General features: G+C 66.5%; 17 protein-coding genes and 1 tRNA gene. 13 read left to right on the forward strand and 5 right to left on the reverse strand.

The features are described from left to right. The first annotated feature begins 168 nt into the window (after positions 1-168). Complete coding sequence (locus ACQ859_RS26810) at positions 169-990, forward strand: hypothetical protein (RefSeq protein ID WP_431263527.1); 822 nt, start codon at positions 169-171, stop codon at positions 988-990. 118 nt (positions 991-1,108) lie between these two features. Here the strand turns inward: ACQ859_RS26810 and ACQ859_RS26815 are convergent, their stop codons facing one another. Continuing rightward, positions 1,109-1,570, reverse strand: a complete 462-nt coding sequence (locus tag ACQ859_RS26815) for a hypothetical protein (RefSeq protein WP_431263528.1) — start codon at positions 1,568-1,570, stop codon at positions 1,109-1,111. Here ACQ859_RS26815 and ACQ859_RS26820 point away from each other — a divergent pair. Beyond that, on the forward strand, positions 1,527-5,579 hold the full coding sequence (locus tag ACQ859_RS26820) for a hypothetical protein (RefSeq protein ID WP_431263529.1): 4,053 nt from the start codon (positions 1,527-1,529) through the stop codon (positions 5,577-5,579). The genes ACQ859_RS26815 and ACQ859_RS26820 overlap by 44 nt on opposite strands. Next, positions 5,549-5,701, forward strand: a complete 153-nt coding sequence (locus tag ACQ859_RS26825) for a hypothetical protein (RefSeq protein WP_431263530.1) — start codon at positions 5,549-5,551, stop codon at positions 5,699-5,701. The genes ACQ859_RS26820 and ACQ859_RS26825 overlap by 31 nt, the downstream gene beginning before the upstream one ends. Positions 5,702-5,740: 39 nt before the next feature. Here the strand turns inward: ACQ859_RS26825 and ACQ859_RS26830 are convergent, their stop codons facing one another. Further along, complete coding sequence (locus ACQ859_RS26830) at positions 5,741-6,358, reverse strand: FMN-dependent NADH-azoreductase (protein WP_431263531.1); 618 nt, start codon at positions 6,356-6,358, stop codon at positions 5,741-5,743. Between the two features lie 100 nt (positions 6,359-6,458). Here ACQ859_RS26830 and ACQ859_RS26835 point away from each other — a divergent pair, with 100 nt between their 5' ends. The 3 genes from ACQ859_RS26835 (at position 6,459) to ACQ859_RS26845 (ending at position 8,137) form a co-directional block, all read left to right on the forward strand. Beyond that, positions 6,459-7,097 (forward strand): LysR family transcriptional regulator, encoded by a 639-nt coding sequence (locus ACQ859_RS26835; RefSeq protein ID WP_431263532.1) that lies wholly within the window; start codon positions 6,459-6,461, stop codon positions 7,095-7,097. Continuing rightward, a complete protein-coding gene (locus ACQ859_RS26840; RefSeq protein WP_431263533.1) occupies positions 7,094-7,354 on the forward strand; it encodes a LysR substrate-binding domain-containing protein in 261 nt (86 codons plus the stop codon). The genes ACQ859_RS26835 and ACQ859_RS26840 overlap by 4 nt, the downstream gene beginning before the upstream one ends. A 102-nt stretch (positions 7,355-7,456) precedes the next feature. Further along, positions 7,457-8,137: a restriction endonuclease gene (locus ACQ859_RS26845; protein ID WP_431263534.1), complete on the forward strand. Its 681-nt coding sequence runs from the start codon at positions 7,457-7,459 to the stop codon at positions 8,135-8,137. 19 nt (positions 8,138-8,156) lie between these two features. Here ACQ859_RS26845 and ACQ859_RS26850 read toward each other — a convergent pair whose 3' ends face one another. Next, positions 8,157-8,390, reverse strand: a complete 234-nt coding sequence (locus ACQ859_RS26850; RefSeq protein WP_431266662.1) for a DUF6795 domain-containing protein — start codon at positions 8,388-8,390, stop codon at positions 8,157-8,159. A gap of 143 nt (positions 8,391-8,533) precedes the next feature. On the opposite strand from ACQ859_RS26850, the gene ACQ859_RS26855 reads away from it, so the two are divergent. From ACQ859_RS26855 to ACQ859_RS26875, 5 genes are read left to right on the forward strand one after another with little or no spacing between them, the layout of a single operon-like run. Beyond that, positions 8,534-11,608, forward strand: a complete 3,075-nt coding sequence (locus ACQ859_RS26855; RefSeq protein ID WP_431263535.1) for a type I restriction endonuclease subunit R — start codon at positions 8,534-8,536, stop codon at positions 11,606-11,608. A 16-nt stretch (positions 11,609-11,624) separates the two neighbouring features. Then, positions 11,625-12,752 (forward strand): PDDEXK nuclease domain-containing protein, encoded by a 1,128-nt coding sequence (locus ACQ859_RS26860; protein ID WP_431263536.1) that lies wholly within the window; start codon positions 11,625-11,627, stop codon positions 12,750-12,752. Next, positions 12,749-14,071 carry a restriction endonuclease subunit S gene (locus tag ACQ859_RS26865; protein WP_431263537.1) on the forward strand — a complete coding sequence of 441 codons (1,323 nt, stop codon included), beginning with the start codon at positions 12,749-12,751 and terminating at the stop codon, positions 14,069-14,071. Before ACQ859_RS26860 ends, ACQ859_RS26865 begins: the two co-directional genes overlap by 4 nt. Next, the gene (locus ACQ859_RS26870) at positions 14,068-15,252 is read left to right on the forward strand and encodes an AAA family ATPase (protein ID WP_431263538.1); all 1,185 of its coding nucleotides are present in this window, start codon (positions 14,068-14,070) and stop codon (positions 15,250-15,252) included. Before ACQ859_RS26865 ends, ACQ859_RS26870 begins: the two co-directional genes overlap by 4 nt. 22 nt (positions 15,253-15,274) lie before the next feature. Then, on the forward strand, positions 15,275-16,888 hold the full coding sequence (locus tag ACQ859_RS26875) for a type I restriction-modification system subunit M (protein ID WP_431263539.1): 1,614 nt from the start codon (positions 15,275-15,277) through the stop codon (positions 16,886-16,888). A 346-nt stretch (positions 16,889-17,234) separates the two neighbouring features. Here ACQ859_RS26875 and ACQ859_RS26880 read toward each other — a convergent pair. Beyond that, a tRNA-Ile gene (locus ACQ859_RS26880) sits at positions 17,235-17,311 on the reverse strand. Positions 17,312-17,411: 100 nt separating this feature from the next. Continuing rightward, the gene (gene hrcA, locus ACQ859_RS26885) at positions 17,412-18,428 is read right to left on the reverse strand and encodes a heat-inducible transcriptional repressor HrcA (protein WP_431263540.1); all 1,017 of its coding nucleotides are present in this window, start codon (positions 18,426-18,428) and stop codon (positions 17,412-17,414) included. A gap of 80 nt (positions 18,429-18,508) precedes the next feature. Between hrcA and ACQ859_RS26890 the strand changes: the two genes are divergently transcribed. Both ACQ859_RS26890 and recN read left to right on the forward strand, forming a co-directional pair. Further along, entirely contained in the window at positions 18,509-19,384 is an 876-nt protein-coding gene (locus ACQ859_RS26890) for an NAD kinase (protein ID WP_431263541.1), read from the forward strand. Next, positions 19,384-21,093 carry a DNA repair protein RecN gene (gene recN, locus ACQ859_RS26895; RefSeq protein WP_431263542.1) on the forward strand — a complete coding sequence of 570 codons (1,710 nt, stop codon included), beginning with the start codon at positions 19,384-19,386 and terminating at the stop codon, positions 21,091-21,093. The genes ACQ859_RS26890 and recN overlap by 1 nt, the downstream gene beginning before the upstream one ends. The last annotated feature ends 9 nt before the right edge of the window (positions 21,094-21,102 follow it).

A 21,102-nucleotide genomic window follows, 5' to 3' on the forward strand; every position in this document is an offset into this window, starting at 1 on the left:
TGACGGGGTGATTCCAGATCCCCGCCGGTCACCACACAGGGCGCCTCGGCGCCCTGTTTCATTCCGTGCGCCGCGCGCCAACGCTTCCTTCACCAAGCCTTCAACCATCGCGGGTAGCCTCCGTCGCCAAAGCCGGGCACACCGGCGCCGAAGAAAGCGATCGTGGTCATGCAGCGCGTCGAGGGGGTGAGCGTGGGAGAGGACCGGGAGGAGCAGGAGACCGAGGGCGTGACCGCCTCCGCCCTGGGGATCGGCGTGCGCCGCCGAGCCGTGGTGCTCGCGCCGCTGCTCGCGCTGGGAGCGAAGGCCTCCGCCGCGCCGGTGGTGCCCATGACGCAGGTCGTGCCGCTCGCGCTGCCGGAGGGGATCAACATCGCGCGGATCAAGCCGGTGCTCGAGCTCATCGGCCGGAACGCGGAGCTCGCCTGGGACTACCAGCTGGTGCCGGTGCCGCGCCTGCTGGCGCTGGTGGAGAACGGCTGGACGCTGGGGTTCGGGGCCGGACGGTCGTCGAGCCGCTCGTCGCGGCTGCTGTTCTCGGAGGACGTCTTCGTCAGCGGCGTGTGGCCGATCGCGCGGAGCGAAGTGGACCGCGAGCTGCGCGGCGTCGAGGACCTCAAGGACCTGCGGGTGTGCCTGGTGCGGGGGCTCGACTACGGACGGGCGCTGGAGCAGGCCAAGGGGTCAGTCTTTGCTGCGGAGTACGTGTCCGGGGATTTCCGGACGAGGATCCGGCAGCTCATGGCCGGTCGCTGCGACGTGCTGCTGGCCATTCACTTCAATGCGGATGTGCGCGTGCTGAGGCAGCGCATCACGGACTCGGGCGGCAACCTGGAGCGGCTGAAGGTCGGACCGGCGCCCCTGGGCAACCTGGCCGAGCGCTTCGTGACGGCGCGGGGCAGCAGCCTGGCGGCGCTGGTGCCGGTGCTGGATCAGGCGGTGCGGAGCAACCGCCGCGAGATCGGGCAGTTGCTGGCGTCGGAGGACTGAGCGGCGAGGCGCGGACCCGCGTCGACCCGGCCCCAGGCCGGCCATCCGAACACCGGTACGGTGCCGCGAAGCGATGCCCGGGCCGGTCGATCGCCGGCACGACCTGGTCACGGGAGCGTCATCCACGACACGGACAGTCTTCGATAAGAAGGAGTCCGTCAGTCATGCCGAAAGAAGTCGCGTCGAATCCGCTCAGCTCGCTGCCCGTCCCGCAGCCGCTGGCGACCACCAGCACCCAGACGCCGCCGTCGGCCGGCAGTTCCTCGCGACCGGCGTCCTCCACCGGCGAATTCCAGGGCGGCGCGCTGTCGTCGCGTCGCGCCGCGCACGGCAGCGCGGGCCCCGGTTCCGGCGGCAGTTCCAGCAGCAGCGCCAGCAGCAGTTCCAGCAGCAGTTCAAGCGCGTCGTTCGTGACGGCCAGGACCTCCGCCAGCACGTCCGCCTCCTCGACCGCGTCGAGCACTTCCACGACATCGTCGACGGCGTCGACCGCCTCCACGACAGCGACGCCACCGACGACGTCCGCGACGAGCGAGGTGCCACCGACCGCCCCGGGCTCCTCGCGCCTGGAAGCGGACAAGAAGCGCCGTGCCACCACCAACGGCCTGATGTACGCCTTCAACGCCCGCCAGGTGAATGTCGGCACCAAGATCGTGGGGGCCGGCTTCAACCATGCCCAGGAGCGCGCCCGCATCACGGGCCTGGGCCCGCCCCGCACCGACCACGACGCAGACCCGGTGGCCAGCCTGGTCAAGGAGGGTCGTCGCCTCGTCGACCGCAGCAACACGTTGCTCAACGGGTCGCTCGAACATCTGCCCGGCATCAACGAGCGCCCGCAGCGCTCGGCGGGCATGCGCATGCTGATCGCCATCCCGGGCTTCCGCGGCTTCAAGCCGAAGCGGGCCATCGACCTGATCAAGCAGGATCCGGCCTACCGCACCGACGCCAAGGCGTCGGACCACAGCCGCCAGGCGGCGGTCGCCGATCCCCGGCAGCGCCAGAGCGAACTGCTCGAGCAGATGCAGTCGCTCTCGGACGCGCACCATCGCGCCGATCAGGACTATGCGGAGAAGCGCGCGGCGCTCGATCAGGCGAAGACGACCCACCTGGCCGATTCGCCGGTCGTCCGGGCCGCCCAGAAGGCGCACGACGGCGCCTTGGCCGCCTTGGAGAAGGCGACCGGGAAGCTCGATGCGGCCGTCACCGTCAGCCATGTGATGGAGACCCACCTGCACGTGCTCGCGGTCGACCTGATCGACCAGAAGGTGAGCTTCGTCCACGCCGAGGTCCAGCAGCAGCAGGCGCGGCTGCGCGACATGAAGGGCAGCCTGGGCGAGGTCGTGAGCAACCTCAACCAGCAGCGCCGCCAGCTGGTCGGGGTGCATCAGGACGCGGTCGTGGCGCTGGCCGGGGCGGTCCATCAACGCGGCCAGGCGCAGACCGCGCTCGCGGCGGCGACCGACGCCCTGCCCCCGCATGCCGACGAGGCGCAGCGGGCCGCGCTCGATCCGCTGCGCACGGCCGTGTCCGACGCGGACCGCCACGTCGCCGCCCAGACCGCGCAGGTGGCCAGGGCCCAGCACGCGATCGACGACCTCGCGCCCTACTTCGAACAGCAGTTGCACCGGCTGGGCGAGCAGTCCCAGGCCGTCGAGGCCAATCTGAAGGCCCTGGAGGCGCCGGCCCGACAGCTCAGGACGCGAGCCGAGCAGGCCTCGGTCCGGTTGGACGGAGCCCGGGAGCTCGAGACGCAGCTCAGCCAGACCGCGCTCAACGCCGTGGCTCACCTGGCGCCGGGCTTCAAGAGCGACGCGCTGGCCACGCATGCCAGCGGCGGCGCGCTGCGCCACCAGCTGAGCGACGTCGCGCAGGCGCTCCCGCCCGAGGATCCGTCGGCGGAACGCGAGCTGCCGCGCGTGGCGGTGTTGGAGCTGCTCAGCCGCGGCCTGTCCGGCGCTTGCGACGGCGACGCCGGTCGCGCTCAGAAGCTGCTGTCCGACCTGCGCAGCAAGCCGCTGGACCACTGGGTCCCACCGCCGGCAGGCGCCACCGCCGCCGAGGGTGCTGTCGTCGCGCACGAAGCGCCTTCCGCGGACATGCAGCGCCTGTTGCGGGGCATGGCGCAGGTGCCGCGCGGCGGCGAGGTGCTGAATCTCGTGGCCAGCCAGGCCTCCACGCAGCCGGGCGAGGAGAAGCCCGCCGCGCTCGGGCGCGGCCAGATGGAAGCGCAGCAGGCCTACTGGATGGCCCATCGGGCGCAGGCGCAGGAGAGCGATCCCGCGGTGAAGACCTGGCTGGGCGACGCCATGAGGGTGGCGCAGCACGAGGTCCGCAACGCCAAGGGCGCGACGGTGTTCGACACCGCCGACCTGCCGCCCAGGCAGATGGCCGCCTACAACGCCGTGAGGAACGGTTTCCTGTCGAACGCGGCCGGGTCCGACTACGACCTGACCAGCCGCAATCTGCAGAAGATCGGCGGCGACTGGGTGCGCAACGCCCAGGACGATCGCCATGCCTTGCTGCGCGTGCTGCCGAAGTCGATCAATCCGAGCAAGGGCAAGACGCCCTACGAGCCCAAGACGGTGAGCCTGGCGCAGAAGCAGATGGAGGCGCAGGGCATGTCCACGACCAAGACGGTCGCCGAGGGCGCGCTGCAGGCGGCCGCGCAGGAACTCAGCACCCGCGCGCGCCAGGGCGTGATGCGGGCGCGGCCGGGGCAGGCGGACAACGCCGACGCGCGCCGGTACGACGCCACGCTGCAGGCGATCGGCGAGCACCTGGCCAGCCACAAGGCCGCGCCGACGTCGCTGAGCCGCATGGCCGGCACGCTGAAGATGAAGACGCCGGAGTTCCATCAGACCAAGCGGCTGTACGACGCCCAGCTGGGACAGAAGGACGTGGCCGAGATCCGCGCGCGGGTGCACAACATCCTGCAGCCGCCCGAGCCCCGGCAGGCCGGGCCGAACAAGCTGGCCAAGCCGCACCGCAACCCGGTCCTGAACCCGACCGACCGGCCGCTGCCGCCGACCATCGAGGCCTTGTTCCAGCGCAATCCGCTGCCGGTGACCGACCTGCTGAAGGCGCTGCATGCCGAGATCGCCGCCGATCCCCAGGCGGCCCAGCCGGCGCTCGCCGGACTGGCGGAGGCGCTGAAGAACGATTTCGGCAGCGGCAGCGGTAGCGGCGGCGGCGGTGCCGCCGGCATCGACGCCAAGGTCGACCACGCCAAGCTCAAGCGCCTGACCAGTACCGAGGACGTCAAGGCCTTCTTCACGCCGATGCTGCAGGACCTGCGGCTGCGCGACCAGGTGGCGATGAGCGGCGGCGGGGTCAAGGGGATCGGCATCCCCTTCGTGCCCTGGACGCCGATGCCGCCCCTCCTGATGTCGGCGAGCGCCGACCTGCACTCGAAGAAGGACGAGGCCGCGATCCAGTTCAAGAGCCCGACCTTCGCGGCCGAGATCAAGGTCGAGGAAAGCACCGCGCGCACGCGCAACATCAAGGGCACGCTGGGGCTGGGCGTGGACCTGGGGGTGGCCAAGCTGGTGGCGCCGTCGGCGTCGGCCAAGCTCGAGTCGAGCAAGGGGCACGCGGTGTCGACGACGGTGCGCACGCTGCGCGACAAGGACGACCTGGGGGTGCGCAAGGAGCAGGACGCGATCGATCACAACCTGGCGGTGCTGGACACGCTGCTGCGCTGGGACAGCGACGACAAGCAGCCGAAGAACGCGGCCGGCCAGGTCGACCCCGCGCAGAAGTTCGCGGGGCCGTTGGAAGCCTTGCTCGCGCTGCATCCCAAGGCGCTCGTGGCCTCGGGAGAGCGCGACGTGCGGACCCGCCAGCTCGGGCTGGACCTGAGCGTCTCGGCGCGTTTGGGCTTCGGCGACGGGTACGCCTCGATGGGGGTGGCGTTCAACCCGGTGACGGTCAAGAGCGAGAAGACGCTGGAGCAGAGCACCGAGCGCACCGGCTACGCGCATCAGACGGTGCACGACCGCGCCGACCAGCGCCGCCAGCGGATGGCGATGACCGGCGGGGTCTCGGGCGCGTTGAGTTTCTTCAAGCAGCCGGTCGATGCGCAGGCGCACAAGGCGGGCGACGACCACAAGGGGAGCGTCCGGGTGGCGGGGGCGACCAACCTGCTGGACATCTCGCGCGAGATCGCGTCGAACTTCGAGAAGAACGGCGCGACGCGCTTTCCGATCGGCGACCGGGTGGGCGGCGCCGTCGACCGCAGCTACGGCAGTCCGAAGGATCTGCTCGCCGAGATCGACCAGCACCGCGAGGAGTTCCTGATGCGTTGCCTGGACACCTTGCCGCGGGCCAAGGACGCGGCGATGGACACGCCGGAGCGGCGCCTGGTGGCGCACGATATGCTGCGGCAGTTCGAAGCCGACCTGCATGAGGCGAAGGACCATCCGAACCTGCAGTTCAACATCAAGTACGAGATGCAGCCGCGGATGAGCGGGCTGATCGATGCGCTGCGGGGGTGGAGGCGCAGGCGCTGCAGGCGGGGGACAAGGCCACGGCGCAGGAGGCGCGGGACGCGTCGCAGACCTTGCTGTCGTACCGGTCGTCGTGGGCGGTGAAGAACGCGGCGATCCGCAACAAGGGCAAGGACAGCTCGGAGACCGGGGTCGACTTCGTCGGCCGCTGGCAGCGCACGCATGGCGCGGAGACGAGCCGGGCGCTGGCGGCGTTCCCGGGCTGAGGCCGGGCACGCGCACGACGCGGCCGTCCCCGCGCGGGCTCACGCCTGGGCAGCGGCGCGGATCTGCGGCTGCAGCGTGGCGAGGAAACCCGCCATCGTCTGCTCGCGCAGGTCGACCGCCTTGGCGCCGCCGCCGGCGATCACCGAGACCTCGGAGAAGCCGAGGACCTCGAGGATCAGGCGCAGATAGCGCGAGGCGATGTCGCGCTCGCGGATCGGCGAGCCCTCGGTGTAGACGCCGCCCGAGGCGAGCAGCACGGTGGCCTGCCTGCCGGTGACGAGTCCCTTCCCGTCGACGCCCAGCGTCAGGCCCTTGCGCACGATGTGGTCGATCCAGGCCTTGAGCGACGCGGGCACGTTGTAGTTGTAGACCGGGGTGGCGATGGCGAGGTGGTCGGCGGCGAGCAGCTCCGCGACCAGTTCGTCGGAGAGCCGCAAGGCGTCCTGCATGGCGGGCGTCTGCTGTGGGGGCGGCGTGAAGTAGGCCTGCAGCCAGGGCGCGTCGACGAAGGGCAGCGCGGTGAGGGCCAGGTCGCGGCGCGTCACCTCGCCTTGCGGATGCGCGGCGAGCCAGTCCTCGACGAACTGGCGGGTCATGTGGCGCGAGACGGAGTGGTCGCCGCGGGCGCTGGTTTCCACGAGGAGGAGTCGGGGCATCGAAGGCATCCGGAGTGGGCAAGCCTGCATTGGAGCGGCGGCACTCCAGCGGCGGAAGAGATATTCTTTCGATGAAATCCATCGCTTGAACTGATAGCTCATGATCGGCACCTTCACCCTGGACCAGCTGCGGGTCCTCGTCACGATCGCGGAGGTCGGGAGTTTCTCGGCGGCGGGGCGTCAGCTGAGGCGGGCGCAGTCGGCGATCAGCCAGGCGATCGCGACGCTGGAGTCGACGCAGGGCGTGGCGCTGTTCGACCGCGGCGGCCACCGGCCGGTGCTGACGGACGCGGGACGCGTGCTCGTCGCGCATGCGCGGCTGGTGCTGGCGAGCGCCGCGCGCTTCGAGGCGGTCGCGGCGAGCACGCGCGGCGGCGTGGAGCCGGAACTCGCGCTCGCCATCGATCCGTTGGTGCCAACCGGGCCGCTGATCGAGAGCCTGCACGCGCTGGGACAGCAGTTCCCGGACCTGCCGGTGAGCTTCTCGACCGAGGGGCTGGGCGGTTCGCTGCGGCGGCTGCGGAGCGGATCGGCGGCGCTGGCGATCTGCCTGCTGCTGCCGGCGGTGCCGGAGGACGTGGTGGCCTACCCGCTGCTGCGGGTGGGGATGCGGCCGGTGGTGGCGACGACGCATCCGCTGGCGTCGCTCAAGCGCGCGGCGCGGCCGGGCGACCTCGAACCGCACGTGCAGCTGGTGCTGTCGGATCCGGTGGCGCCGGAGGGGAGAACTTCGGGGTGACGAGCGCGCGGCTGTGGCGCTTCGTGGACCTGGGCCGGCGGATGGACTTCCTGCTGGCGGGATTCGGGTGGTGCCGGATGCCAGAGCACCTGATCGAGGCGCCGATCGCGGCGGGGCAGCTGAAGGCGTTCCGCATCCACGAGGACCCGACGCCGCGCGAGGGCCTGACCATCTACGCCGCGCATGCGCGGGACCGGGAGCCGGGCGTGGCGGGGAAGTGGCTGCTGGAGGAGCTCAAGCGTCGGTTGAGCGTCTGAGCGCGGGTGAGTGAGAACTAGCTAACGGTCACGGCGCTCTGGCGCCTGGCGCTGCGCGCCCGCTCGCGATACTCGTCCCTCGTCTTCAGGGAGAGAGCCGACATGGCCAGAGAGAAGAAGGGGTCCACGGGAGAGGATCCAGTGAAACCGGCCGCGTGGCCGGGCGCGGTGATGTCCTTCCTCCGGCGCTTCGCGGGAGCGACGCGGCGCGATCAGTCCGCCCCCGGTGAGGCCGCCGCCGCGATCGATGGCATGACCTGGCACCAGTTCGAGCTGCAACTTGGCGAGGCGTTCCGGCAGAAGGGATTCACCGTGGTCGAGATCGGCGGTGGTGGCCCCGATGGCGGCGTCGACCTCGTGCTGCGCAAGCCGGCGAGGACGGGGAACGAGACCTTCCTCGTCCAGTGCAAGCACTGGAAGGCCCACAAGGTGGGCGTCAGCGCGGTGAGGGACCTCTACGGGGTGATGGCGGCGCGCAGCGCCGCGGGTGGGTTCGTGGTGACCTCGGGGCGGTTCAGCAAGGAAGCCATTTCGTTCGCCGAGGGCCGCAACATGCGGCTCATCGACGGGCCGAAGCTGGCGGCGCTGCTGGCGACCTCGGCCGCGCCGCCGCTCGACTCGCAGCCCGCGTCGCAGCCGGCTCCGGCGGACGTCACGATGGTGGTCTGCCCGACGTGCTCGCAGCCGATGGTGCTGCGGACGCTGAAACGCGGACCGACGGCGGGTCAGCAGGTCTATGCGTGCTCGACCTACCCGGTGTGCAAGGGGACGAGGCCGGCCTGAGGGCCTGACGGCCCGGCGCTCAGGGCTGCAGCGCGCAGATGCCGGAGCTGCCGATCTCCGGGCGCGCGATGGGCTCCTCGTTGAGGTCGCACACCAGTCGCAGCGGCTTGCCGCCCAGTTCGCCGAGCTCGTCGTAGTTGTGCTTCGAGTGGTACCACCCTTGGTAGGTCTTGCCCTGCCAGACGAACTGGAGGCGCTGCTCGACGACCGGCTCATGGGAGATCCATGCGGCGGTGAACGAGCGCCCCGTGATGGCGCATCCAGCCGATGCTGGGCCCTCTCACGCCAAAATGGAGGCGTTCAGGACGTCGCACTTCATGGGCCAACGGCCATAATCCGTCGCCGCCCGCTCGTCGCGCAGCCTGTCGGTCCATCGCCTATCCCGTTCGTTACCCCATGCCTTCGTCCAAGTCTGCTTACGACCTGTCGTCCGGAGCACCGAGCCCCGTCGTCAGAGAAGAGCACATCGAGTACGGCTTCATCGGCAAGCTCCAGAGCCTCAAGTACGAGTACCGCCCCGACATCCGGGACCGCGCAGCGCTGGAACGCAACTTCCGCGAGAAGTTCGAAGCCCTGAACCGGGTCCACCTGTCCGACGGCGAGTTCGCCCGCCTGCTGGACGAAATCGTCACTTCCGACGTCTTCACCGCGTCCCGGAAGCTGCGTGAGCGCGAAACATTCACCCGCGACGACGGCACCCCGCTGAACTACACCCTCGTCAACATCAAGGACTGGTGCAAAAACAGCTTCGAGGTCGTCAATCAGCTGCGCATCAACACCGACTACAGCCACCACCGCTACGACGCTCTCATCCTCATCAACGGTGTGCCCTGCGTTCAGATCGAGCTCAAGACGCTGGGCATCAGCCCGCGCCGCGCCATGGAGCAGATCGTTGACTACAAGAACGACCCCGGCAACGGCTACAGCAAGACCCTGCTGTGCTTCCTGCAGCTGTTCATCGTCAGCAACCGAACCGACACCTGGTACTTCGCCAACAACAACGCGCGGCACTTCGCCTTCAACGCCGACGAGCGCTTCCTGCCGATCTACCAGTTTGCCGACGAGGCCAACAAGAAGATCACCCACCTCGACCACTTTGCCGAGACCTTCCTGCCCAAGTGCACGCTGGGCCAGGCCATCAGCCGCTACATGGTGCTGGTGGCCAGCGAGCAGAAGCTGCTGATGATGCGGCCCTACCAGGTGTATGCGGTCAAAGCCATCGTGGAGTGCATTCACCAGAACAGCGGCAACGGCTACATCTGGCACACCACCGGCAGCGGCAAGACGCTCACATCCTTCAAGGCGTCGACACTGTTGAAGGACAACCCCGACATCGAAAAGTGCCTCTTTGTGGTCGACCGCAAAGACCTGGACCGCCAGACCCGCGAAGAATTCAACCGCTTCCAGGAAGGCTGCGTCGAAGAGAACACCAACACCGGCGCGCTGGTGCGCCGCCTGCTGTCAGACGACTACGCCGACAAGGTCATCGTCACCACCATCCAGAAGCTGGGCCTGGCGCTGGACGAGAACAGCAAGCGCAACAAGCAACGCAAGAAGAACGACCTCAAGACCTACAAGGAACAGCTCGAACCGCTGAGCGATAAGCGCATCGTCTTCATCTTCGACGAATGCCACCGCTCGCAGTTTGGCGACAACCACGAGGCCATCAAGACCTTCTTCCCCAAGGCCCAGCTCTTTGGCTTCACCGGCACGCCCATCTTCGAGAAGAACGCCACCGCCAAGCAGTTCGAAGGCGAGGAAGGCCAGTTCAAGACCACAGAAGACCTGTTCCAGAAACAGCTGCACGCCTACACCATCACCCACGCGATTGAAGACGCCAACGTGCTGCGCTTCCACGTGGACTACTACAAGCCTGAAGGCAAGAATCCGCCCAAGCCCGGCGAAGCCCTGGCCAAGAGAGCCGTGATCGAGGCCATCCTGGCCAAGCACGACACCGCCACCGCCGGCCGCCGTTTCAACGCCGTGCTGGCCACCGCCAGCATCAACGACGCCATCGAATACCACGGTCTGTTCGACGAGCTGCAAAAAGCGAAACAGGCGGCCGACCCGGCCTTCCAGCCGCTCAACATCGCCTGCGTGTTCTCACCCCCGGCCGAAGGCAACCCCGACGTGAAGCAACTGCAGCAGGACCTGCAGCAGGAAAAGGCCGACAACGAGGAAGACCCCGAAGGCAAGAAGGCCGCGCTCAAAGGCATCCTGGCCGACTACAACGCCCGCTACGGCACCAACCACCAGATCGGCGAGTTCGACCTGTACTACCAGGACGTGCAAAAGCGCATCAAAGACCAGCAGTGGCCCAACGCCGACTTCCCCGCCGCCAAGAAGATCGACATCACCATCGTGGTCGACATGCTGCTCACCGGCTTTGACAGCAAGTACCTGAACACGCTGTACGTGGACAAAAACCTCAAGTTCCACGGGCTCATCCAGGCCTTCTCGCGCACCAACCGCGTGCTCAACGGCAGCAAGCCCTACGGCAACATCCTCGACTTCCGCCAACAGCAAACCAACGTGGACGAAGCCATCGCCCTGTTCTCGGGTGAAAACGCCACCGAGGAAGAACGCAAGATCTGGCTGGTGGACAAAGCCCCCGTGGTCATTGAAAAGCTCGACGCTGCCGTGAAAGAGCTGGCCGACTTCATGCATACCCAGGGCCTGCCCTGCGCGCCCGAAGCCGTGCCCCAGCTCAAGGGTGACGACGCCCGCGCCGCCTTCATCAAGGCCTTCAAGGAAGTGCAGCGCCTCAAGACTCAGCTGGACCAGTACACCGACCTCACCACCGACAACGCCGCCGCCATCGAAGCCATCCTGCCGCGCGAAGACCTGCAGGCCTTCCGTGGCGTGTACCTCGACACCGCCCAGCGCCTCAAGGCCCAGCAGGGCAAGACACCGCCCGGCGCAGACAACCAAGCCACCGCTGACGAAGTGGACCAGCTCGATTTCGAGTTCGTGCTGTTCGCCAGCGCCGTCATCGACTACGACTACATCATGGGGCTGATGTCCCGCTTCACCCAGCAGGGCACGGGCGGCAGCAAGCTCAAGATGAGCCGCGAGCAGCTCATCGGCATCATCGCGGCCGACGCCAAGTTCATGAACGAGCGCGACGACATCGCCGCTTACATCAACACCCTGAAGGCAGGCGAAGGCCTCAGCGAAACCGCCATCCGCGAGGGCTACCTCCGCTTCAAGAATGAACGCGACAGCGCCGAGCTGGCCGCCATCGCCGCCGAGCACGGCCTGGCTACCCCCGCCCTGCAAGCCTTTGTGGACCAGACACTGCAACGCCTGATCCTCGACGGCGACGCCCTCAGCGCACTCATGGAGCCGCTTCAACTCGGCTGGAAGGCGCGAGCGCAAGCCGAGACCGCGCTGATGGCCCAACTGATGCGCCTGCTGAACATGCGCGCCCAGGGGCGCGAGATTTCAGGACTCAGCGCCTATGAGCAGTAAGAAGGCGCCCATACCCGTGAGCAAGCCTTCAGCGCCATCCGCCACACCCGGTGACTTTGATGCGCTGGTGTCCGCCATCGTCCACATCCATGGCCAATCGCAGGCACTGGCGGCCAAGGCAGTCAACACCAGCCTGACCGTGCGCAACTGGCTGATCGGCCACCGCATCGTGGCGTTCGAGCAGCAGGGCAAAGACCGCGCGGCCTATGGCGAAAGGCTCTTGCCCGCCTTGGCGCAGCGCTTGGCGGCGGCCGGGCTCAAGCGGGTGGACGCCCGCGAGCTGCGCCGCTTCAGGCTCTTCTACAGTGTGTACCCGCAGATTCGGGAGACGCTGTCTCCCGAATGGCTGGCTGGCCCCGGGGCTGCGGCCTTGTCAGCGGCGCTGGCCGCACAGCCAGAGCCCAAACGGGAGTCGGCGTCTCCCGCATTGATCCACCACCTCTCTTTCTCCCACCTGGCCGAGCTGTGTGACCTGCCGGACGACACCCAGCGCCGCTTCTACGAGATGGAATGCCTACGCGGCAACTGGTCGGTGCGCGAGCTGCGCCGGCAGATCGACAGCCTGTACTACCAGCGCAGCGGCCTGTCCAAAGACAAGGCCCAGCTCTCCGCCCTGGCCCACGCGGCGGCCGACACGCTGCAGCCCGCCCACGTCATCCGCGACCCCTACGTCTTTGAATTTCTCGGCCTGCGCTCGCGCGATGTGATGGCCGAGTCCGACCTGGAAGACGCCCTGCTCGACCGCCTGCAAGACTTTCTGCTGGAGCTGGGCCATGGCTTCTGCTTCGAGGCGCGGCAAAAGCGCATCCTCATCGGCGATGAACACTTCTTCATCGACCTCGTCTTCTACCACCGCATCCTCAAGTGCCATGTGCTGGTCGAGCTCAAAACCGACGCCTTCCGCCACGAACACCTGGGCCAGCTCAACACCTACGTGGCCTATTACAAGAAACACCAGATGACCTCGGGCGATCAGCCACCCATCGGCATCCTGCTGTGCACGCGCAAGAACGACGCGCTGGTCGAGTTCGCCCTGGGCGACCTGAACAACCAGGTCTTCGTCTCCCGCTACGCCGTGGAGCTGCCGCGCAAGGAAGAGATGGAACGATTCATCACCCAGATCAGCCAGGAGGCGAGGGCATGAAGACCGGAGCCATGAAGGATCAGACCACGCCCGCGCTGGTGCCGAAGCTGCGGTTCCCGGAGTTTCGGAACGAAGACGCGTGGCAAGTGAAGCCTCTCAACAAGCTGCTGTTTGAGCCAAAGAAGCGAAACAGAGATCTTGAACTAGGCCCAGCGGATGTGCTGTCCGTGTCGGGCGAGCATGGGTGCGTGAATCAGATCGAGTTCATGGGCCGGTCGTATGCGGGTGCCAGCGTGAAGGACTATCACGTCGTCGAGCATGGCGACGTCGTTTACACAAAGAGCCCGCTCAAGAAGAACCCCTTTGGCATCATCAAAGCGAACAAGGGAAAGCGAGGCATCGTTTCCACCTTGTATGCCGTCTACCGGCCATTCCCAGATTGCTCCGCCACCTACGTGGATCATTTCTTTTCCGGCGACTACAACCTCAACGCCTATTTGCAGCCCCTCGTAAAGAAGGGCGCGAAGAACGACATGAAGGTGAACAACACCGATGTCCTCAAAGGCAACATCTGTGTTCCCAAGCTTCCCGAACAACAAAAAATCGCTGACTGTCTGGATTCCCTGGACGAACTGATCGCCGCGCAAGGGCGCAAGGTGGAGTCGCTCAAGACCCACAAACGAGGGCTGATGCAGCAGCTCTTCCCCCGCGAAGGCAAAAACCAACCGCGCCTGCGTTTTCCCGAATTTCGGGACGCGGGCGTGTGGGAGAAGAAGCCGCTCTCTGAGTTCATCCTTTCCCTGGATGGCGGTGTCAGCGTGAACGCGGGCGACAGCAGGCCAGCCAACAAGTCCGAGCTTGGCGTCTTGAAAACGAGTGCCATCACTAGAGGGGCGTTTGACCCAGAGGAAAACAAAGTCGTATTGGACAAGAGTGAGCTATCACGGCTGAGAGAACCGGTCACTGCCGGCACCATCATCATGTGCCGCAAGAACACGCCCGCGCTCGTGGGGGCTATCGCCTACGTTGACACGACACACGACAACCTCTATCTGCCAGATCTCCTTTGGGCAGCGAAGCCAAAAGAAGGCGTGTCGATGCGGTTCTTGGCATGCATTCTGGGTTCCGACGAGGGCCGAGCCACCCTGTTGAAGTTGGCCAAAGGCAGTTCAGCTTCTATGAGCAACATCACCAAGCCCGAGGTGCTCGCCATGTCCGTAACGGCACCGTCTCCCGCCGAACAACGACGCATCGCCGATTGCCTGAGCAGCATAGACACCCTCATCACCGCCGCCACCCAGGTACTCGAAGTGCTCAAGACCCACAAGCTGGGCCTGATGCAACAACTGTTTCCCTCGGCGGAGGCGCTGGAGGCATGAGCGACAAGCCGAAGATTCACCGCTTCGCCGACTTGCGCCGCCTAGTTACGCGGTTGCGCGACGACCTGAACGGCGGCGGTCAGGAGTTCGTGCTGCTCTATGCCTACAACGGCACGGGCAAGACCCGCCTGTCCATGGCCTTCAAGGACGGGGGCAAGAGCAAGAACAAGGGCCAGCCCGACACGCTGTACTTCAACGCCTTCACCGAAGACCTGTTTTCCTGGGACAACGATCTGGAGAAAGACAGCGAGCGACGCCTGCACATCAACACCGACTCGCAGTTCTTCAAGGGCTTGAAGGAGCTGGCCCTGGAGGAGCGCATCGGCCACTACCTGGCGCGCTACGCGGACTTTCTGTTCGACATCGACTACGACGCGTGGACCGTCAGCTTCCGCAAGGGTGAGACACGCCACATCAAGGTCTCACGCGGCGAAGAGAACATCTTCATCTGGTGTGTGTTCATGGCCATCTGCGAACGGGTCATCGACGGGGCCGAGGCGTACCGGTGGGTGAAGTACCTCTACATCGACGATCCGATCACCTCGCTGGACGACAACAACGCAATTGCCGTGGCCAGCGACCTGGCCAAGCTGCTGCGCAAGGCGAAGCGCAGAACGCGCCCCGAAACGGTGGCCGCGGATGCACCGGGCGAAGCCGACAACCCGCCCCGTATGGTGCCAGCGCCCATCAGAGCGGTGGTGTCGTCCCACCACGCGCTGTTCTTCAACGTGGTGTGCAACGAACTGAAGAAGGACGCACACAAGAAGTACTTCTTGCACCGCCCGGAGCGCGGTGACACGTACATGCTGCGGGCCACCGATGACACGCCCTTTTTCCACCACGTGTCCATGCTGGCCGAACTCAAGAAGGCAGCCCAGAGCGGGCAGCTGTTCACCTTCCACTTCAACATGCTGCGCAGCATCCTGGAGAAGACCGCCACCTTCTTTGGCAACGACGACTTCTCTGCCTGCATTCACGGCCTGGACGATGAAGACCTGTTTGCCCGTGCGCTCAACCTGCTGAGCCACGGCAAATACGACATCTACCAGCCCGCCGAGATGGTGGACGACAACAAGCAGCTGTTCCGCCAGATTCTGGACGCGTTCTTGGGTCGCTATCAGTTCGTCTTGCCGGACATCTTTGCGCCGCCGCCCAAGCATGCCAAGGCAGCCGCTGCGTGACCTCAAGAACAAAAGACCACCCATGACCGAAGAAAAACAGAAGCAACTCGGCAAGACCCTGTGGGCGATTGCCGACCAGCTGCGCGGCGCGATGGACGCGGACGACTTCCGCGACTACATGTTGTCGTTCCTGTTCCTGCGCTACCTGTCGGACAACTACGAAGCTGCCGCAAAGAAGGAGCTGGGCAGCGACTACCCGACACAGATTGACAGCTCGGTGTCGACCCCCTTGCAGCTTTGGTACGAAAGCAACCTGGACGACGTGCCGGCCTTTGAGAAGCAGATGCGCCGCAAGGTGCATTACGTCATCCGGCCTGAACACCTGTGGAGCGCCGTGGCCAACATGGCGCGCACGCAAGACGCGGTTCTGCTGAACACGCTGCAAAAAGGCTTCAAGTACATCGAGACGGAGTCGTTCGAGAGCACCTTCCAGGGCCTGTTCTCTGAAATCGACCTGACGTCGAACAAGCTGGGCAAGGGCTACACCGAGCGCAATGCCAAGCTGTGCACCATCATCCAGAAGATTGCCGAGGGGCTGGCGTCGTTCTCCACCGACGTGGACACGCTGGGCGATGCGTATGAATACCTGATCGGCCAGTTCGCGGCGGGCTCGGGCAAGAAGGCGGGGGAGTTCTACACGCCGCAGCAGGTGTCAGATGTGCTGTCGGCCATCGTCACACTGGACAGCCAGGAGCCCAAGACGGGGATCAGGCCGCGGCTGGACAGCGTGATGGACTTTGCCTGTGGCTCGGGCTCGCTGTTGATGAACGTGCGCCGCCGCATGCAGAAGGCCGGGGGCACGATTGGCAAGATCTACGGCCAGGAGAAGAACGTCACCACCTACAACCTGGCGCGCATGAACATGTTGCTGCACGGGGTGAAGGACACGGAGTTTGAAATCTTCCACGGCGACACGCTGGCCAACGAGTGGGACAAGCTGCGCGAGCTGAACCCCGCCAAGCAGCCGAAGTTCGACGCCATTGTGGCCAACCCGCCCTTCAGCCTGCGTTGGGAGCCTGGCGAGGCGATGGCCGACGACGTGCGCTTCAAGAACCACGGCCTGGCGCCCAAGTCGGCGGCGGACTTTGCATTTCTGCTGCACGGCTTCCACTTCCTGAAGGACGAAGGCGTGATGGCCATCATCCTGCCGCACGGAGTGCTGTTCCGGGGCGGGGCGGAAGAGCGCATCCGCACCAAGCTGCTGAAGGACGGGCACATCGACACCGTCATCGGTCTGCCGTCCAACCTGTTCTATTCGACGGGCATTCCGGTCTGCATCCTGGTGCTGAAGAAGTGCAAGAAGCCGGACGACGTGCTGTTCATAAACGCGGCAGAACACTTCGTCAAAGGCAAGCGCCAGAACCAGCTGACTGACGAGCACATCGCCAAGATCATCAAGACCTACCAGTTCCGTGAGGAAGAGGCGCGCTACGCACGCCGGGTAGACATGGCCGAAATCGAGAAGAACGATTTCAACCTGAACATCTCGCGCTACATCAGCACGGCGGTGGGTGAGGCGGAAATCGATCTGGATGACACGCACCAGGCGCTGCTGGATCTCGAGAAGGCGATAGCGGCTGCGAAGGACACGCACAACCGCTTCTTGAAAGAGCTGGGGTTGAAGCTGTTGCCGTAGGCCTCGTGCTGATGACGAATTGAGCTTCCAGAAAGCAGCCGGTCGTCGTTAGAGAACCATCACTGCGGCGAGCCCATAGCAATCATTGACGACATTGAAAGCGGGACGGGTTTACGCGGCATTCGTTGATGGTCATAAAAATCACTTCTTGTTGACGCCAGCATCCGGCGAGAAGTGAAGGCCCCAAATTTATTTCGCGACGGTTTTATTGAAAACCTTCGCGCCAAACCTGAGCGTCGATGACCTCACCGCCGTTTCTCTGTCCCAAAACTGTCCCAGGACATTTTTTAAGGCAGAAACGGCAGGGGCCTGCAGATACAAGCCCTTGATTCATAAACATAATTTTTGGTAGGCCGTACAGGACTTGAACCTGTGACCAAAGGATTATGAGTCCTCTGCTCTAACCAACTGAGCTAACGGCCCCCGGGGGTAATCGCATATACGAACCCTGGCGGGTTCGTTGGTTCCGGCGTTGCACCGGAGGTGCGGATTGTAAGCACGCTTGCGGCCTTCGCCGCCCGGCTCACTTCTGCGACAACGCGTTGCTCACCATCCTCGACGTGATGTCGACGATCTCGATCATGCGGTCGTAGGCCATCCGCGTCGGGCCGATGACGCCGAGCGTGCCGACCACCTCGCCGTCCACCTCGTACGGGGCGGACACGATGGAGAGCTCCTCCACCGGCACCACATGGCTCTCCCCGCCGATGTAGATCCGCACGCCTTCCGCGCGCTCCGACACATCCAGCAGCCGCATCAGCTGCGTCTTCTGCTCGAACATGTCGAACATCCGCCGCAGGCTCCCCATGTCGTGGCTGAAGTCCTGCACCGTCAGCAGGTTCCTCTCCCCGGAGATGATCATCGGCTCGTGCTCCGTCACCCCCTGCTGCCCGACATCCACCGCCGCGCTCATCAGCTTGGCGATCTCCCCGCGCAGCTGGTCCACCTCCGACCTCAGCCGGTCCCGCACCACATCCAGGCTCAGCCCCGAGTAGTGCGCGTTCAGCCGGTTGCTCGCCTCCACCAGATCCGCCTGGGTCAGGTCTTGCGCCGTGAACACCAGCCGGTTCTGCACGTCCCCGTCCGGCGACACCATGATCACCAGCACCCGCCGGTCCCCCAGCTTCAGGAACTCGATGTGGTGGAACACCGCCGTCTTCCGCGGCGACGTCACCACCCCCACGAAACTCGACAGGCTGCTCAGCAGCTGCGCCGCGCTCGCGATCACCTTCTGCGGCTGGTCAGGCAACAACTGGCTCTCGAAGGAGCCCGCCCCCTCGCGGTGCATGCCCGGCTTGGCCGTCAGCAGCGTGTCCACGAACAGCCGGTACCCCCGCGCCGTCGGAATCCGCCCCGCGCTCGTGTGCGGGCTCGCGATCAGTCCCAGCTCCTCCAGGTCCGCCATCACGTTGCGGATGGTCGCCGGACTCAGCTCCAGCCCCGACGCCTTCGAGAGCGTGCGCGAGCCCACCGGCTGGCCGTCGGCGATGTACCGCTCCACCAGAGCCTTCAGCAGTGTCTTCGCGCGATCGTCCAGCATGGTTTTCATTCTAAAGAACCCGGTGCGTACACCCCCGCACACCCCCGGTCCCAGCACATCGCTGTGGTGTAATTCCCGCCATGTCCAAGCGCTTCCGCCACGTGGCCATCGTCGGAAAACCCCAGTCCAGGGGCATCCGGCCCATCCTGGAAGAGATTGCCGATTTTGTCGCCTCCCAGGGATTGGATGTTTCCCTTGAACAGGAAACCGCCGACAGCACCGGCATCACCGCCCTGCCCGGCCTCTCCCACGCCGAACTCGGCACCCAGTGCGACCTGGCCATCGTCGTCGGCGGCGACGGCACCATGCTCGGCTTCGCCCGCCAGGTCGCCCGCTACAACCTCCCCCTCGTCGGCATCAACCAGGGACGCCTCGGCTTCATCACCGACATCTCCGCCGACCAGTTCAAGGAATCCCTCGCCCCCATCCTCGCCGGCGACTTCGAGATCGAGCACCGCTCCCTGCTCGAAGGCGCCGTGATCCGCGACGGCGAGCAGATCTTCTCCGGCGTCGCCCTGAACGATGTCGTCGTCTCCCGCGGCGCCACCGCCGCCATGGTCGAGCTGCGCGTGGACGTCGGCGACGAGTTCGTCGCCAACATGCGCGCCGACGGCGTCATCGTCGGCACCCCCACCGGCTCCACCGCCTACGCGCTGTCCGCCGGCGGACCCATCCTGCACCCCGGCATCGCCGGCTGGGTCCTGCTGCCCATCGCGTCCCACGCCCTCTCCAACCGCCCCATCGTGCTGCCCGACAACGGCGAGGTCCGCCTCACCATCGTCGCCGGCCGCGACGCGTCGGTGAACTTCGACATGCAATCCCTCGCCTCCCTGCTCCACGGCGACTGCATCACCGTGCGCCGCTCCCAGCACCGCGCCCCGTTCCTCCACCCCCGCGGCTGGTCCTACTACGCCACCCTGCGCCGCAAGCTCCGCTGGAATGAAGGCAACACCTGATGCTGCGCCGCCTCGCCCTCAAGGACTTCGTGATCGTCCCGGCGCTCGAACTCGACTTCGCCGCCGGCTTCTCCGCCCTCACCGGTGAAACCGGCGCCGGCAAGTCCATCCTGATCGACGCCCTCCAGCTCGCCCTCGGCTCCCGCGGCGACGCCGCCGTCGTGCGCGAAGGCGCCGCCCGCGCCGAGATCTCCGCCGAGTTCGACCGCCCCGCCGTCCTCGCCCCCTGGCTGGAGGAAGCCGGTTTCGACACCGCCGTCGACGGCCACGACGACACCCTGCTGCTCCGCCGCGTCATCGACGCCCAGGGCAAGAGCCGCGCATGGATCAACGGCGGCACCGCCACCGTCGCCCAGCTGCGCGAACTGGCGGAACACCTGCTCGACATCCACGGCCAGCACGCCTGGCAAGGCCTGACCCGCCCGGTCAGCGTACGCGCGCTGCTCGACGAGTTCGCGCAGATCGACGGCAAGCCGATGGCCGCCGCCTTCGCCGACTGGCGCCAGGCCACCGAGGCGCTCGCCGCCGCGCAGGCCAAGCAGGCCGACCTCGCCCGGGAACATGAGCGCCTGAGCTGGCAGATCGGCGAGCTCGGCCGCCTCGCGCCCGGCGCCGACGAGTGGGAAGAACTGAACGCCGAGCATCAGCGCCTGTCGCATGCGCAGTCGCTGATGGACGCCGCCCGCGGCGCGCTCGAACGCATCGCCGAGGCCGAGATCAACGCCGAGGCGCTGACCGATGAAGCGCTGTCCGCGCTGCAGGACGTGCTCAGCTACGACGCCGGCCTGCAGGACACCGTCACCGCGCTGCTCGGCGCGCAGGCGCAGCTGCAGGACGCGGCGCACAGCCTGAGCTCGTATCTGAACGCCGCGGACCTCGACCCCGACCGGCTGCAGCAGCTCGACGAGCGCGTGTCCGCCTGGGTCACGCTCGCGCGCCGCTACCGCCGCCAGCCGGCCGAGATGGCCGCGCTGCTCGTCGAATGGAAGGACGAGCTCGCGCAGCTCGACGCCGCCACCGACCTCGACGCGCTGCAGGCCAAGGTGGCCGCCGCGCTGAAGCGCTTCCAGAAGGAAGCCAAGACCGTCAGCACCGCGCGCGCCAAGGCGGCGCCGACGCTGTCCGACGCCGTCTCGCAGGCGATGCAGCAGCTCGGCATGTCCGGCGGCCGCTTCGAGGTCGCGCTGCTGCCGCAGGACGAGCCGCAGAGCTTCGGCCTGGAGTCCGCCGAGTTCCTCGTCGCCGGCCACGCCGGCTCCACGCCGAGGCCGCTGGCCAAGGTCGCCTCCGGCGGCGAGCTCTCGCGCATCGCGCTGGCCATCGCCGTCACGACCAGCCAGCAGAACAGCGGTGCCGGCACTTTGATCTTCGACGAGATCGACGCCGGCGTCGGCGGCGCCGTCGCGGAGACCGTCGGCCGGCTGATGAAGCAGCTCGGCCAGCGCGCGCAGGTCCTCGCCGTCACGCACCTGCCGCAGGTCGCCGCCTGCGCGGATCACCACTTCCTGGTCGCGAAGGCGCTCAAGGACGGCAAGACCAACTCCGACGTCCGCCCCATCGCCGGCGAGGCCCGCACCGCCGAGATCGCCCGCATGCTGGGCGGCGAGCGGCTGTCGTCGACCTCGCTCGCCCATGCGCAGGAAATGCTGGAGCTGTCCGCCAAGGGCGCCCCGGCCAAGCCCTCCCCCAACAGAAAGGTGAAGCCGTGAGCGCGCCCC

The organism is Roseateles chitinivorans (assembly GCF_050632235.1).
Classification (GTDB): domain Bacteria; phylum Pseudomonadota; class Gammaproteobacteria; order Burkholderiales; family Burkholderiaceae_C; genus Roseateles; species Roseateles chitinivorans_A.

Bases quoted from the DNA above. Each gene is read 5' to 3' on its own strand.
- ACQ859_RS26810 (WP_431263527.1), top strand. From the start codon at position 169: ATGCAGCGCGTCGAGGGGGTGAGCGTGGGAGAGGACCGGGAGGAGCAG.
- ACQ859_RS26830 (WP_431263531.1), bottom strand. From the start codon at position 6,358: ATGCCCCGACTCCTCCTCGTGGAAACCAGCGCCCGCGGCGACCACTCC.
- ACQ859_RS26835 (WP_431263532.1), top strand. From the start codon at position 6,459: ATGATCGGCACCTTCACCCTGGACCAGCTGCGGGTCCTCGTCACGATC.
- ACQ859_RS26845 (WP_431263534.1), top strand. From the start codon at position 7,457: ATGGCCAGAGAGAAGAAGGGGTCCACGGGAGAGGATCCAGTGAAACCG.
- ACQ859_RS26855 (WP_431263535.1), top strand. From the start codon at position 8,534: ATGCCTTCGTCCAAGTCTGCTTACGACCTGTCGTCCGGAGCACCGAGC.
- ACQ859_RS26865 (WP_431263537.1), top strand. From the start codon at position 12,749: ATGAAGACCGGAGCCATGAAGGATCAGACCACGCCCGCGCTGGTGCCG.
- ACQ859_RS26870 (WP_431263538.1), top strand. From the start codon at position 14,068: ATGAGCGACAAGCCGAAGATTCACCGCTTCGCCGACTTGCGCCGCCTA.
- ACQ859_RS26875 (WP_431263539.1), top strand. From the start codon at position 15,275: ATGACCGAAGAAAAACAGAAGCAACTCGGCAAGACCCTGTGGGCGATT.
- hrcA (WP_431263540.1), bottom strand. From the start codon at position 18,428: ATGCTGGACGATCGCGCGAAGACACTGCTGAAGGCTCTGGTGGAGCGG.
- ACQ859_RS26890 (WP_431263541.1), top strand. From the start codon at position 18,509: ATGTCCAAGCGCTTCCGCCACGTGGCCATCGTCGGAAAACCCCAGTCC.
- recN (WP_431263542.1), top strand. From the start codon at position 19,384: ATGCTGCGCCGCCTCGCCCTCAAGGACTTCGTGATCGTCCCGGCGCTC.